The organism is Bradyrhizobium sp. CCGUVB1N3, assembly GCF_024199925.1.
GTDB lineage: Bacteria > Pseudomonadota > Alphaproteobacteria > Rhizobiales > Xanthobacteraceae > Bradyrhizobium.
Map to the genome: position 1 here is coordinate 4,119,163 of NZ_JANADR010000001.1, position 13,925 is coordinate 4,133,087.

Sequence of the window (13,925 nt, forward strand, 5' to 3'; positions counted from 1 at the left end):
AGTCCGGTCACATCCGCCGTGCCCAAAAGCGGAAATGAATTCAGAGCATTGGGCTGGTGCATTCCCAGTCTTCAACTTCGCTCGATATTCGCCGCCCGAGATCGCGGCCTGCGTATCGATGGCGCATAGGTCATGTTGCCGCGCGGTCAAAACCCGCGCGACGATAGGTGGTATTGTTTTTTGTCGCAAAGGCACGTCCTTTTGAGAGCGGATTTTATCGATCGTGGGTTGCGCTCTCGATAGAGGCCAGCGAATGCTTGAGCTTTGGAACAAATGGTACGAGACCCTGGCCTCGATCGAGGCGCTTGCCACTGTCGTCGTTATTGCCGTGGTGGCTGCTGGCGCAATTACGCTGGTGGAAGGTCGGCGGCATCCGACAAAACACTGATTTGGGGAGACATCGGCAAACCGGTGATCTAGACGAGAGGCGTGCCCCGTGTCGATGATCGGCTTGATGAACCTACGCTGGCCCGCTACTCGGCCGGACTCGGCGCCAGCGCGGCTGAGGGCGTCCTGATCTCGCGCGGCAGGATGATCGCAGCCGCAATCGCGAGCAGGCAGAGCGCGGCGAAGGCGCGCAGCATGGTGACGAAGCCGCCCTGCTCGTAAAGCCAGGCGACCAGGCCGACCGAGGCGCCGGCCGCGGTGAAGCCGACGAAATAGCGCACCGCATAGGCGCGCGAGCGCCATTCCTCGGTGGTGTATTTGCCGACCATGGCGTCGTTCACCGTGACCTGCCCGAACGCGCCCATGACGATGCCGATCGAGACCACGATCAGTGGCAAATTGGACAGGCTCGCCGCGAGATACAGGAACGGCGCCAGCATGAAGGACAGCGGCAGCGCCACCGTCTTCAGCGAGTAATGATCGAGCAGCCGGCCGATCGTGTACTGCGTCATCGCGCCGAACACGTAGACGCAGGCTGCGATGACCCCTAGCAACGCCGGGCTCCTGGTGAGGTCGGCGAGCCGTTCGGCGAACAGCTTTGGCAGCGCCACCGTGACGGCATTGAATGTCGTCGAGATCGCGATCACGACGATCAGCAGCGAAAGGACCACGCGCCACATGTCCTGCTTGGCGACGCGCGCCTGCGCCGCCGCCTGCTTGCTGCCCTTGCGGTCCTCGTGCACGACGGTCATCGCGAAGGCGATGCCGATCAGCATCGTGACGAGCCCTGGAACGATGAAGGCAAAACGCCAGCCGAGATATTGCCCGATCACGCCGGTGACCAGTGCCGACGACGCAACGCCGAGATTGCCCCAGACGCCGTTCAGTCCCATCTCACGGCCGAGCCGGTCGGCATAGGACACGATCATGGCGGTGCCGACGGGATGGTAGATCGAGGCGAAGATGCCGATCGCGAGCAGCGCCGCGCCAAGCTGCGCCTGCGTCTGCACGAAGCCGACCGAGACCATCGAGGCGCCGATGCCGATGAAGAAGATCACCATCATGTGGCGGCGGCTCCAGCGGTCGCCCAGCCAGCCGGTGAGCAGCGATCCCGCGCCGAAGGCGATGAAACCCGGCGTCGCGTATGGCAGCAGCTCCGAATAGGCCATGCCGAGCGCCGGCCCCATGATGATCACGGCGGCGGCGAAGATCAGCATCGCGTAGTGATCGATGAAATGGGCGGCGTTGACGAAACCGATCACCCGGCCGGGGCTGTTCATGACGTGCGAATCCTCTCCTGCTCCGAAATCGGTTATATGTCGGAGCCATGACGGGATGCCGCCAATGACTGTCGTCGAAACGCCAATTCGGGAAGTGCGCGGAAACCACCGCTCGACCGCGGGCGTGCACCTCGTCGCGCGCGATTACCCCAAGGGCCTGCGGCTCGACCCGCACATGCACCGCGAGGCGCAGCTCGTCTATGCCGCGAAGGGCACGATGCAGGTGACCACACCCAAGGGCCGCTGGCTGGTGCCGCCGGACCGCGCGGTCTGGGTTCCGGCCCACCTCGAACACGCCATCGACGTGCTCGCCGACATCGAGATGCGCACGCTCTACTTCGACCTGCCCTGGCTGAAGCGCGAGCAGCGCAACCAGGGCCTCGCCAAGGAGTTCGTGGTACGGGTGTCGCCGCTGCTGCACCAGGCGATCCTGGCCTTGTTCGACACGCGCAACACCTCCGAGCGCACCGAGCTCCTGGTTCGCCTGGTGATGCTGGAACTGCACCAGGCCGAGGATTCCGCGACCTTCGTGCCGCTGCCGCATGAGCCGCGCTGCCGGCGCGCCGCCCTGATCGTGCTCGACGATCCGACCGGGAGCTACGAGATCGACGCGCTCGCGCACGAGGTCGGAACCTCCGCGCGCACGCTGTCGCGGCTGTTCTCCACGGAGACGCAACTGAGCTTCAAGAGCTGGTGCCAGCGCGCCCGCATCGCGGCCGCGATCGAAAGGCTGTCGACGGATGCCGATGTTTCGGTCAAGCAGCTCGCCGCCCAGCTCGGCTATGCGAGCGTGCCCGCCTTCTCGGCCGCTTTTCGTCAGGTCACGGGCCGGACGCCGACGGAATTTGCGCGCAAGGAGTAGCTCCAAATCTCAGTGTCATTGCCCGCGGGCAATCCAGTATTCCAGAGACGGCAGTGATTGAATCGATGGGCCGCGGCGTACTGGATGCCCCGCCAGAGCCTGTCATTGGGCTCGCCGGAGGCGAGGCCCGGTGGCGGGGCATGACAGCGTGCTTGGGGCGCACAGGATAGCTTCACATGCAGCACACTCGCGCTTGATTGTGATCGGCTTCCGCCTAAATCCCGTGTAAGCTTCCGCACTGCACAAACCGGATTCGAAAAGCCCAGATGGCCAACGCCTTTTTCTCCGACCTGCTCGCCACGATCTCCGAGCGCGGACGCACGCTGCTTCGCCGCGGTGACGCCTCGGACACACGACGGGACGCCGGTGGCCTGATCGAGCTCTGCGAGGCGCTGCTGTCGGGCCGGGGCGAGGCCTCGGGTACCGCGATGGCGCGCGAGGTGCTCGATCACTATCAGGACCTCGATACGACGGGGCGCCGCGCCTTCTTCGCGGCGCTGGTGCGCGATTTCGGTCCGGACCGCGAGAAGCTTGCCCTGACGGTCGAGAAATGGCGCACCCAGCCGAGCGACGAGGACGCCAGTGAATTGCATTTCGCTTCGGAGCCGCGGCGGCAGGAACTGGTCCGCCGCCTCAACCGCGCGCCCGGCGGCACCAGCGATCTCGTCGCCATGCGCGCCGACCTGCTCGGCATGATGAACGGGCACACCGACCTCGCCGCGCTCGACCGCGACGTCGTGCATCTCTTGAGTTCGTGGTTCAACAGGGGGTTTCTCGTGCTGCGCAGGATCGACTGGTCGACACCAGCCAACATCCTCGAAAAGATCATCCGCTACGAGGCCGTGCACGAGATCAGCGATTGGGACGATTTGCGCCGCCGCATCGATCCGGTCGACCGCCGCTGCTACGCCTTCTTCCATCCCGCGCTGGTCGACGAACCCCTGATCTTCGTCGAGGTGGCGCTGACCGAGACGATCCCCGGCGCGATCGCGCCGCTGCTCGCGGTCGACCGCGAGCCGGTGCCGATCGAACGCGCGCGCACCGCCGTGTTCTACTCGATCTCGAACACCCAGCGCGGCTTAGGGGGCATTTCCTTCGGCAGCTTCCTGATCAAGCAGGTGGTCGAGGAGCTGCGCCGCGAGCTGCCCAAGCTCGACACCTTCGTGACGCTGTCGCCGGTGCCGGGCTTCGTGCCATGGCTGAAGCAGGACAAGGACCTGCCGTTGTCCGATGAGGATCGCGAGGTGCTGAAGCATCTCGACGAGCCGAAGTGGTTCGAGAATGCGGAACTGACCGCGCAGCTCCGCGGCGTGATCGAGCCGCTCGCCGCCTATTATTTCCTGAAGGCGCGGACGTCGAAGGGCCGGCTGATCGATTCCGTCGCCCGCTTCCATCTCGGCAACGGCGCCCGGCTCGAGCGCGTCAACTGGCTGGGAGACCTCTCGCCGAAGGGCCTGCGCGAGTCCGCCGGCGTCATGGTCAACTATCTCTACCGCCTCGACGACATCGAGAAGAACCACGAAGCCTACGCCAACGACGGCACGGTCGTCGCCTCGAGCGCGGTGAAGAAGCTGCTGAAGAGCGAAGGGCGAAGGCTGCTGGATATGCGGCTGTCGTAGGCACCGGCGCCCCCTCAACGTCGTCCCGGACAAGCGAGCGTAGCGAGCGCTGATCCGGGACCCATAATCACAGGATTGAGTTTGGCGAAGACTCGGGGTTATCAGCCAGCGCCATAACTCCTCCTTGGGGTTATGGGTCCCGGCCTCCGCCGGGACGACACCGAGTAGTCGGCGCTGCCGTCTCGTCTCACCCCTACTCCGCCAGCGCCTTCATCTCCTTATAGAGATCCGACTTGCCCTCGAAGCCGATGCCCGGGAGGTCCGGCATGGTGATGTGGCCGTTCTCGACGCGGACGCCGTCGGGGAAACCGCCATAGGGCTGGAACAGGTCGGGATAGCTTTCATTGCCGCCGAGGCCCAAGCCCGCCGCGATGTTGAGCGACATCTGGTGGCCGCCATGCGGGATGCAGCGGCTGGGCGACCAGCCATGGGTCTTCAGAACTTCCAGCGTGCGCTGATATTCGCAGAGGCCGTAGGACAGCGCACAGTCGAATTGCAGCCAGTCGCGATCGGGCCGCATGCCGCCATGGCGGATCAGGTTGCGGGCATCCTGGTGGCTGAAGAGGTTTTCGCCGGTCGCCATTGGCGCCGGATAGAATTCTGCCAGCGCAGCCTGCAGCGAATAGTCGAGGGGGTCGCCCGCCTCCTCGTACCAGAACAAGGGATAGTCTCGCAGCATTTTGGCGTAGGCGATCGCGGTCTCCAGATCGAAGCGGCCGTTGGCGTCGACGGCGAGCTGCGCGTCCTTGCCGATCTCCTTCAGCACCGCTTCGATGCGCGTGCGATCCTCCTCGATTCCCGCGCCGCCGATCTTCATCTTCACGACGTTGTAGCCGCGATCGAGATAGCCGCGCATTTCGCCGCGCAGCATCGAAAGGTCCTTGCCGGGATAGTAGTAGCCGCCGGCGGCGTAGACGAACACGCGCGGATTGGCCTTGACGCCGTGACGCTCGGCAAGCAGGCGAAACAGCGGCTTGCCGGCGATCTTCGCCACCGCATCCCACACCGCCATGTCGATGGTGCCGACCGCGACCGAGCGTTCGCCGTGGCCGCCCGGCTTCTCGTTGGTCATCATCGCGGCCCAGACCTTGTCCGCGTCGAGATTGTCACCGGCCGCGTCGAGCAGCGACTTCGGCTCGGCCTCGAGGATGCGCGAGGCAAAGCGCTCGCGGATCAGCCCGCCCTGCCCGTAACGACCGTTGGAGTTGAAGCCATAGCCGACGATGCGCTTGCCGTCACGCATGACGTCGGTGACGACGGCAACGAGGCTCGTCGTCATCTTGGTGAAGTCGATATAGGCGTTGCGGATCGGCGAGGAGATCGGTTTGGTGATCTCGCGGACGTCGACGATACGGACGGACATGGGTTTGGCCTTCGGTGGTCGAGAGGAACTTCGTCAAACTGCCTCCCCGTCATCCTGAGGTGCGAGCCGTGGGACGCATCGCGTCCCACGGAGAGCCTCGAAGGATGAACGGCCGAGGTGCAGCCGGGCCGTCGCCCTTCGAGGCTCGCCGAAGTGGCGAGCACCTCAGGGTGACGGTGATGCATTTGGGCGCGCGGCGCCTCTACGTCGTCATTGCCATGACGGCTTCGCCGTCATTTCTTATCCCTGAAATACGGCTCGACCGGCCCGTGCACCTTGATCGTCAGCGGGTTGCCGCGGCGGTCCTTGGCACTGCCGGCGGTGACGCGGACCCAGCCCTCGCTGATGCAATACTCCTCGACATTGGTCTTCTCGACGCCCTTGAAGCGGATGCCGACGTCGCGCGCCAGGATGTCCGCGTTGTAATACGGGCTGCTCGGATCGACCGACAGGCGGTCCGGGAATTCGTCGCTCATGATTGTCTCGCTCACAACAGTGTCTCGATTTGTTGGCGCAGCCCCTCGGGCCGCGCGGTCGGCGCGTAGCGCGCCACCACCTTGCCTGCACGGTCCACCAGGAATTTTGTGAAATTCCATTTGATGGAGGCACCTAACAGGCCGGATTGCTGACGTTTCAGGTACTCATACAGCGGATGCGCATTGGCGCCATTGACGTCGATCTTGGCGAACAGCGGAAAGGTGACGTCGTAATTGGTCGAGCAGAACGCCTGGATCTCGCTCGCCTTGCCGGGCTCCTGCGCACCGAACTGGTTGCAGGGAAAGCCGAGCACCGTGAAGCCACGCGGGCCGAGGTCGCGGTGCAAGTCCTCCAGCCCACGATATTGCGGCGTGAAGCCGCATTTGCTCGCGGTGTTGACGATGAGCAGCACCTGTCCCTCAAAGCGTCGCATCGGCACGTCCTCGCCGAGAAGCGAGTTGGCCGAAAAATCGTAGATGGCCGACATCGTTGTCCTTTAGCCTACGGGATCGATCGGTGAGGCTGGCACGCCGCCCGCCTCGATCGCCTCGCCGGCGAGCAGGCAGAGGTCCTCACGATAGCGTCCGGAGACGACATGCACGCCGACGGGCGCCTTGCCGACGAGACCGGTGGAGACCGCGAGGCCCGGCAGTCCCATGAAGGGAATGGCGATCTGCGGCAATTGCGCGTCCCAGACCCGCTTGAAGGATGCCTCATCCTTGCGATCGAGATGGTCGGGAAACGGCAATTCGCCGGAAACCGGCGTCAGCACCACCGCGTATTTTTCGAAGAACAGCATCCATTCGCGGGTCAGCGTTGCCCGACGCATCAGCGCCTTGGCGTAGGCCGCCTGGTCGAACGGGGTGACCCTGGCGCGGTTGCCGCGCAGGCAGGCGAGCGCGCCGGGATCGCCCTCGCGTTCGGCGGCCTCGAGCGCGGCCTCATAACCGTCGCCGAGCCAGAGCCTGGTCTGCCATTCGGCAGCTTCCCGCATCGGCGGGGTGTTCTCGATCACCTCCACCGTCCAGCCTGCCCGCTCCAGCCGCTTGCCGGCGTCGATGACTGCGGCCGTCACTTCCGGCGCAGTCGCAAGCCCGTCCGGATTGAGGCACAGCGCCGCGCGCCTGGGCATCGCCGGTCCCTCGAGCGGCGCTGGCACCCACCAGGGGTCGCGGACGTCGCGGGCCGCCATCGCGGCGAGCGAAATCCGCAAATCATTGATGGTGCGCGCCAGCGGCCCGGAGACCGCGCTGATCTGCGGCCCGATCGGGCGTTCCGGCAGTGCCGCGTTGAAGGCGGGAATCCGGCCCATGGTCGGCCGCAAGCCGTGCACACCGCAGGCGTAGGCGGGATAGCGGATCGAGCCCGCGATATCGGTGCCGTGGGCGATGTGGCCGATGCCGGCCGCGACCGCCGAACCTGCACCTCCGGACGAGCCGCCCGGGGTCAGCGAGGCATCGCGCGGATTCTTGGTGTCACCGTGGATCAAATTGGTGGTGAACCAGCGGTAGGAAAAGGCCGGGCAGTTGGTGCGGCCGAGGATGACGGCGCCCGCCTTGCGCAAATTGGCGACCACCGGATTGTCGGCCTTGGCGATGACCTCGCGCTGGATCTTCAGGCCATTGGTGGTGGCAAAGCCCTCCTGGTCGACATTGACCTTCACCGTCACGGGGACGCCGGCCAGAAGGCCCGGATCCTCGCCACGGGCGATCGCGCCATCCACCGCTGCTGCCTGCTTGAGCACGTCCTCCGGCCGGTGGTCGATCACCGCATTCAGCCTGGGATTGACGGCATCGAGCCGGGCCAGGCCCGCCTTCGCGGCTTCGGTGGCTGAAACCTTCCTGGACCGGATGAGGGTGGCGAGGTCGGTGGCCGACAGGCGCCAGAGATCTTGCATGACGTGCTCCGTGTGGAGCGGGTCTTTTAGCGCCGGTCAGGCGGCAAAGCCATGCGCATTACGCAGGGGCGGAATCCCGATCGTCAGTGCCGGGTGGCGGATTGATCGGGCAGGTCCAGAAGCGCCTCGGTGAAGGGAAATTCCAGCACGATCTCACCGTCGACGTCGGTGACCTCGATGACCGCCTCCAGCAGCGCCGGCTGGGTGCCTTCCGATTTCAGCACTTCCAGAATCATCTGGCGCGCCACTTCCCAGGCGCGATCGGGATTGCGCAGATCCTCGCCGTCAGGATCCACGATCAATTCGTCGCCGATGCGGGTGTTGAAGAAATATCTGGGCATGCCTTGATCCAATGGGGTCGCCTGTAGCGGATTGAAAGCCGCTTCGCACTCACAACTGCTTTATCCGGACAGGGATGACACCCTATCGTTCGTTCTTTGCACATCGTCGTAATTTGCATGGGGTTGTTTTGCTGTTTTTGCGTCATCTCCGCGGCGCGATCGGGCCTTTCCGTGTTTGCAGCGCAGCATTGCGGCTACCTACTACCTAGGTCTCGGAAGATTTAACTGGCGAACTTTTCTGCCCGCAGTAGTTTAACGGGGGGCGGACACGTCCGATTTCTCAGAAAAAGGAGGGCCACAATGGCTTGGAAAGCGCCGAAGATCGTCGAAGTACCGTGCGGCATGGAAATCAACATGTATGTGAGCGCCACCCGCAAGTAAGGGCGCTGATTTCACGTTGAGCGCAGGTGGATCCTTCGGGTGCGCCACGTTCCCGGACGAAGGGAATTGTGCCGGCCTCAAGATCCACCGCGACACGTGCCTCCAGGAGACGGATTCATGCTTCGCGTCGTCGTCCTGGGCGCCGCGGCTGGCGGCGGGGTCCCGCAGTGGAACTGCGGGTGCACAGGCTGCCGGGCAGCGCGCGCTGACTCCAGACAATTGCAGAGAACCCAGGCTTCGGTCGCCTTCAGCGCCGATGGCGACAACTGGTTCCTGATCAACGCCTCTCCCGACCTCCGGCAGCAGTTCAACGCGACGCCGCAGCTGCATCCGAAGCCGGGGGCGCTACGCCACACGCCGATCGCAGGCGTGATCCTGACCAATGGCGAGGTGGACGCGGTGGCGGGCCTCTTGTCGATGCGCGAGGGCTCGCCCTTCGCGATCTACGCCCATGACAAGGTGCTGGCGATCCTGAAGGCCAACAGCATCTTCAACGTGCTGAACGAGAAGAACGTCAAGCGCGAGCCGATCGGGGTCGACGAGCCGTTCGAGCCGCGCCTTCCCGACGGCGCACGCTCCGGCATCGAGGTGGTTGCGTTCGAGGTAGCCGGCAAATCGGCCTGGTATCTGGAAGGCAAGGCGCATCCCGGCGGCAGCAGCGGCGCCGGCGATACGCTCGGCCTGAAGATCACGGACAAGTCGACCGGCAGGAATTTCTACTTCCTCGCCGCCTGTGCCGAGGTCACCGACGCGCTGAGAGCGCAGATTGCCGGCGCATCGCTGGTGTTCTTCGACGGCACGGTGTGGCGCGACGACGAGATGATAAAGGCCGGCCTCGGCCACAAGACCGGCAAGAGCATGGGACATGTCGCGATGTCCGGCGAGGACGGCGCGATCGCGCGGCTCGCCGGCCTCGATATCGACAGGAAGATATTTCTGCATATCAATAACTCGAACCCGGTGCTGCTGCCCTCCTCGCCCGAGCGCAAGGCGGCCGAACATGCGGGCTGGCAGATACCCGCCGACGGAACGGAGATCGTGCTGTGAACGCCATGACGCTGCCCGGAATGACCGCACTCTCGATCGGCAACGACATCAGGCTCAACTCGACCGAGGAGCTCGAGGCGACGCTGCGCCACATCGGCGCGACGCGCTATCACAGCCTGCATCCGTTCCATAAGCTCCTGCACGGCGGCAAGCTGAACAAGGGCCAGGTGCAGGCCTGGGCACTGAACCGCTACTATTACCAGAGCACGATCCCGCTCAAGGACGCGGTGGTGATCTCGCGCTTTCGCGACCGCGCCACGCGGCTGGAATGGCGCCACCGCATCGAGGATCATGACGGCGATGTCGGCAGCGAGGGCGGCATCGAGCGCTGGATCAAGCTGACCGAAGGCCTTGGGCTGGACACGGCCTATGTGGAATCGACTGAGGGCATTCTCCCCGCGACGCGCTTTGCGGTCGAGGCCTACGTGCATTTCTGCCGCGAGAAGAGCCCGTTGGAGGCGATCGCCTCCTCCCTGACGGAGCTGTTCGCGCCGAGCATTCACGAAGAGCGCATCAGCGGCATGCTGGAGCACTATGATTTCGTCAATCCTGATATCATGAGCTACTTCAAGCGCCGGCTGACCCAGGCGCCGCGCGATGCGAATTTCGCGCTCGACTACGTCAAGAAGCACGCCAGGACGGCGGAGGAACGTGCGGCCGTCTGCAACGCGCTGATCTTCAAGACCAACGTGCTGTGGGTGCAGCTCGATGCGCTCTATCATGCCTATGTCGATGGGCACATTCCGCCGGGCGCCTTCGTGCCCAAGGTCAGCTAAAAAGGCGAGCTGGAGAGGACAAGCAATGGCCGGGCCGCGTCACATCAGCGTCAGCGAAGCGAGCCGGCCCGTGCTGCCGCGGCATGCCAAGCTGAAATACGACGAGACGCGGAAAGTCTGGGTGATCCTGGCGCCGGAACGGGTGCTGGCGCCGGACGAGATCGCGGTCGAGGTCCTGCAGCTCTGCGACGGCATCCGCAATGTCGGCGATGTGGCCGACCAGCTCGCCGCGAAGTATGCTGCGCCGCGCGATGCGATTTTGACTGACGTGATCGCCATGTTGCAGGACCTTGCGGACAAGGGCTTTTTGACCGAAGCCCGGGAGAAGACGGCATGAGTGACGTGCTCGGCGACCCCGGCGTTCCCCACGATGTCAGCGACAGCCTCGCTGTGCTCGAAAAGCAGCGCTCGACGGCGGAGACGTTTGGAATTCCGCTCGCCGTCCTGCTCGAGGTCACGCATCGCTGCCCGCTGCAATGCCCCTATTGCTCCAACCCGGTCGAGCTCGATCGCGCCGGCAAGGAGCTGACGACCGAGGAGTGGAAGAAGGTCTTGACCGAGCTCGCCGAGATCGGCGTGCTCCAGGTCCATTTCTCCGGCGGCGAGCCGACTGCGCGGAAAGACCTCGTCGAGCTCATCAAGCATGCGAGCGACGCGGGCCTCTATACCAATTTGATCACCTCGGCCGTGCTGCTGACCCGCGACAGACTGAGCGAGCTTGCGGATGCCGGCCTCTGCCATGTGCAGATTAGCTTTCAGGGCACCGAAGATATCGCCGCCGACCGCGTCGCCGGCTACAAAGGCGCGCATCACAAGAAGCTCGAAGTCGCGCGCTGGACGCGCGAACTCGACCTGCCGCTCACCGTGAACGCGGTGATGCACCGCCAGAACCTGCACCAGCTCCCCGACATCATCCAGATGGCGGTCGATCTCGACGCCGACCGGCTCGAGGTCGCCAACGTCCAGTACTACGGCTGGGCGCTGAAGAACCGCGCCGCGCTGATGCCGACGGTCGCGCAGCTCGACGAGACCACCCGTCTCGTCGAAGAGGCGCGCGAGCGCCTCAAGGGCACGCTCGCGATCGACTACGTCGTGCCGGACTATTATGCGCTACGGCCGAAGAAGTGCATGGGCGGCTGGGGCCGGCAGTTCTTCAACATCTCACCCGCCGGCAAGGTGCTGCCCTGCCATGCGGCCGAGAGCATCACCGGGCTCGACTTCGAGTCGGTACGCTCCAATCATTCGATCGCCTGGATCTGGCAGAACTCGGACGCTTTCAACCGCTACCGCGGCACCGGCTGGATGAAGGAGCCGTGCAAGACCTGCGAATTCCGCGAGATCGATTTCGGCGGCTGCCGCTGCCAGGCCTTTGCGCTGACGGGCGATGCGGCCAATACCGATCCGGCCTGCGCGCTGTCGCCGCTGCACGAGACCATCTTCAAGCAGGCCGAACGCGAAGCCGAAGGCGAGACCAACCGCTTCCTCTACCGCAACTTTGCCGGTGGCACTTTGGAGCCTGACCCTGCGGAGTCCGGCAAGCATGGCGCCTGACGCCGACGCGGCCAAATCGGCCAAGGAATCGGCAAAGCAAGCCGATCCCTTCGCGCCGCTGACCTCCGAAATGCTCGCCGTCTCCGACGGCCACGAGATCTATGTCGAAAGCGCCGGCCGCGCCGACGGCATCCCAGCCGTCTATCTGCATGGGGGTCCCGGCAGCGGCTGCCAGCCCGATCATCGCCGGCTTTTTGATCCCGAGCGATTCCATGCCGTGCTGTTCGACCAGCGCGGCGCCGGCCGCAGCCGACCGAAGGGCTCGCGCGAGCACAACACCACGCAGCATCTCGTCGCGGACATGGAGGCGATCCGCCAAAAGTTCGGTTTCGAACGCTGGATGGTGATCGGCGGTTCCTGGGGCGCGACGCTGGCGCTGGCCTACGCGGAAGCTCATCCCGAGCGCGTCTCTGGCATCGTGTTGCGCGCAACCTTTCTCGGCACACGAGCGGAGGTCGAGACTGGCTTCACGTCGCGGCTGCCGCAATTCTATCCCGCGCTCAACGAGGACTTTTTGAGCCTGCTGTCGACCGAAGAACGAGAGCGGCCGATCGAGGCGTACTGGCGACGCATTCTCGATCCCGCTCCTGATCTGCATGGCCCCGCCGCGCGCGCCTGGCACGACACCGAGCGCACCCTCTCCGAACACAAGCCGGCGCGCACGCGGCTCGATCTCGCCACGCTCAACGTGTGGCGCACGCTGCCCGCGACACCGTTCATGGAAGCACACTACTTCATCAATGACTGCTTCATGGCGCAGGATCAGCTGCTGCGAAACGCCGGCAAGCTCGCCGGCATTCACGGCATCATCATCCAGGGCCGCTATGATCTGTTGTGCCCGCCTGAGACATCTTGGGCACTCGCGAAAGTGTGGCCCACTTCCGAGATCCGCATCGTGGAAGAGGCCGGGCATTCGCTCTATGATCCCGGCGTGAGGGACGCGGTGATGAAAGCGATCGCGGACCTCGGCTCGAAGATCGTGCGCGAAAGCTCTAGCCCCTCATCCTGAGGAGCGCTCCGACGGAGCGCGTCTCGAAGGATGGAGGCCGAGCTGCAGCAGCGGTGCCTTCATGGTTCGAGACGCCGCTTCGCGGCTCCTCACCATGAGGGTCGAGAGTTCGGATGGGAAGGACAACAAGAAAATGCCGCTCGCCGGGAAGGGCATGCTGCTGACGTCGATGAATATCGACGCCGGGCATGAGGCTGATTTCAACCGCTGGTACGATCGCGAACATCTTGCGGAGCGGGTAGCGATCGACGGTTTTCTGGAGGCGCGGCGCTACGTCGCGCACGCTGCCAGCCCCAAATATCTCTGCCTGTATTCGACGACGACGCTCGACGTGCTCGACAGTCCCGCTTATCGGGCACGGCTTGCAAGCCCGACCGACTGGTCGCGCCAGACCATGGCGCGGTTTGAGAACATGATCCGCGCGGTGGCGCGCATCACCATCAGCCGTGGCACCGGACGCGGCGTCGCGCTCGGCGTGGTCCGGCTGCGCCCGACGCCCGACAATGCCGATCGATTGCGTGATGCATTGCGGGAAAAGCTCGCGCCGGAAAAACACGACGGCATCATCTCGATGCACCTGCTGGAGAGTGATGCAGAGCTTTCCGGTCCGATGGCCGAGATTCCGTCGGTGCGCAGCGGCGCCAACGATTGGTTCGTGCTGATCGACGGCACGCGCGTCAGCGCCGTCTCTGCCGTGATCGCCGAGCGCTTCACCGGCCCAGCAGCATCACCGTCCTCGCTTCCCGTTTCCGTCGGCACCTACTGCCTGATGTGGGACCTTGCGAAGAGCGACATCGCACGCGGCTGAAATCATCACACGCATGACGAGATGCTGCACCGCCGCATAATGTTTGCTTCTGTGAATGCTCTGTGTGCGTAGCTCCTATGAATGCGGGGCGCCGCCCAAATTTGCCTTTGTGCGCGCCTCGGAATGG

At 64.5% G+C, this 13,925-nt stretch carries 16 protein-coding genes; 10 read left to right on the plus strand and 6 right to left on the minus strand.

Annotated elements, in window-relative coordinates; genetic code table 11:
* Positions 1–253: 253 nt before the first annotated feature.
* Positions 254–388 (plus strand): hypothetical protein, encoded by a 135-nt coding sequence (locus NLM33_RS49280; protein ID WP_256570536.1) that lies wholly within the window; start codon positions 254–256, stop codon positions 386–388.
* Positions 389–473: 85 nt separating this feature from the next.
* Here the strand turns inward: NLM33_RS49280 and NLM33_RS19700 are convergent, their stop codons facing one another.
* A complete protein-coding gene (locus tag NLM33_RS19700; protein ID WP_254097795.1) occupies positions 474–1,667 on the minus strand; it encodes an MFS transporter in 1,194 nt (397 codons plus the stop codon).
* A 64-nt stretch (positions 1,668–1,731) separates the two neighbouring features.
* Between NLM33_RS19700 and NLM33_RS19705 the strand changes: the two genes are divergently transcribed.
* Positions 1,732–2,529: a helix-turn-helix transcriptional regulator gene (locus NLM33_RS19705; protein ID WP_254097797.1), complete on the plus strand. Its 798-nt coding sequence runs from the start codon at positions 1,732–1,734 to the stop codon at positions 2,527–2,529.
* Positions 2,530–2,795: 266 nt separating this feature from the next.
* Positions 2,796–4,148 (plus strand): malonyl-CoA decarboxylase, encoded by a 1,353-nt coding sequence (locus NLM33_RS19710; protein ID WP_254097800.1) that lies wholly within the window; start codon positions 2,796–2,798, stop codon positions 4,146–4,148.
* 193 nt (positions 4,149–4,341) lie between these two features.
* On the opposite strand, the gene tarD is transcribed toward NLM33_RS19710, so the two are convergent.
* The 5 genes from tarD to NLM33_RS19735 all read right to left on the minus strand — a co-directional run bounded on the left by tarD (position 4,342) and on the right by NLM33_RS19735 (position 8,226).
* Positions 4,342–5,511 (minus strand): D(-)-tartrate dehydratase, encoded by a 1,170-nt coding sequence (gene tarD, locus NLM33_RS19715; RefSeq protein WP_254097802.1) that lies wholly within the window; start codon positions 5,509–5,511, stop codon positions 4,342–4,344.
* A 233-nt stretch (positions 5,512–5,744) separates the two neighbouring features.
* Positions 5,745–5,987 carry a DUF3297 family protein gene (locus NLM33_RS19720; RefSeq protein WP_254097804.1) on the minus strand — a complete coding sequence of 81 codons (243 nt, stop codon included), beginning with the start codon at positions 5,985–5,987 and terminating at the stop codon, positions 5,745–5,747.
* Between the two features lie 11 nt (positions 5,988–5,998).
* Complete coding sequence (locus tag NLM33_RS19725; RefSeq protein ID WP_254097806.1) at positions 5,999–6,475, minus strand: glutathione peroxidase; 477 nt, start codon at positions 6,473–6,475, stop codon at positions 5,999–6,001.
* A 9-nt stretch (positions 6,476–6,484) separates the two neighbouring features.
* Positions 6,485–7,885: an amidase family protein gene (locus NLM33_RS19730; protein WP_254097808.1), complete on the minus strand. Its 1,401-nt coding sequence runs from the start codon at positions 7,883–7,885 to the stop codon at positions 6,485–6,487.
* A gap of 83 nt (positions 7,886–7,968) precedes the next feature.
* Positions 7,969–8,226 carry a hypothetical protein gene (locus tag NLM33_RS19735; protein WP_254097810.1) on the minus strand — a complete coding sequence of 86 codons (258 nt, stop codon included), beginning with the start codon at positions 8,224–8,226 and terminating at the stop codon, positions 7,969–7,971.
* A 300-nt stretch (positions 8,227–8,526) separates the two neighbouring features.
* Here NLM33_RS19735 and pqqA point away from each other — a divergent pair, with 300 nt between their 5' ends.
* The 7 genes from pqqA (at position 8,527) to NLM33_RS19770 (ending at position 13,798) form a co-directional block, all read left to right on the plus strand.
* The gene (gene pqqA / locus NLM33_RS19740) at positions 8,527–8,607 is read left to right on the plus strand and encodes a pyrroloquinoline quinone precursor peptide PqqA (RefSeq protein ID WP_007595659.1); all 81 of its coding nucleotides are present in this window, start codon (positions 8,527–8,529) and stop codon (positions 8,605–8,607) included.
* Positions 8,608–8,724: 117 nt separating this feature from the next.
* Complete coding sequence (pqqB, locus tag NLM33_RS19745; protein ID WP_254097812.1) at positions 8,725–9,654, plus strand: pyrroloquinoline quinone biosynthesis protein PqqB; 930 nt, start codon at positions 8,725–8,727, stop codon at positions 9,652–9,654.
* Between the two features lie 20 nt (positions 9,655–9,674).
* Positions 9,675–10,430 (plus strand): pyrroloquinoline-quinone synthase PqqC, encoded by a 756-nt coding sequence (pqqC, locus tag NLM33_RS19750; RefSeq protein ID WP_371930125.1) that lies wholly within the window; start codon positions 9,675–9,677, stop codon positions 10,428–10,430.
* A 25-nt stretch (positions 10,431–10,455) separates the two neighbouring features.
* Positions 10,456–10,767, plus strand: a complete 312-nt coding sequence (gene pqqD / locus NLM33_RS19755) for a pyrroloquinoline quinone biosynthesis peptide chaperone PqqD (protein ID WP_254097816.1) — start codon at positions 10,456–10,458, stop codon at positions 10,765–10,767.
* The gene (gene pqqE / locus NLM33_RS19760; protein WP_254097818.1) at positions 10,764–11,981 is read left to right on the plus strand and encodes a pyrroloquinoline quinone biosynthesis protein PqqE; all 1,218 of its coding nucleotides are present in this window, start codon (positions 10,764–10,766) and stop codon (positions 11,979–11,981) included. The genes pqqD and pqqE overlap by 4 nt, the downstream gene beginning before the upstream one ends.
* Positions 11,971–12,990, plus strand: a complete 1,020-nt coding sequence (gene pip / locus NLM33_RS19765) for a prolyl aminopeptidase (protein ID WP_254097820.1) — start codon at positions 11,971–11,973, stop codon at positions 12,988–12,990. The genes pqqE and pip overlap by 11 nt, the downstream gene beginning before the upstream one ends.
* 133 nt (positions 12,991–13,123) lie before the next feature.
* On the plus strand, positions 13,124–13,798 hold the full coding sequence (locus NLM33_RS19770; RefSeq protein ID WP_254105840.1) for a DUF4286 family protein: 675 nt from the start codon (positions 13,124–13,126) through the stop codon (positions 13,796–13,798).
* Positions 13,799–13,925: the final 127 nt, after the last annotated feature.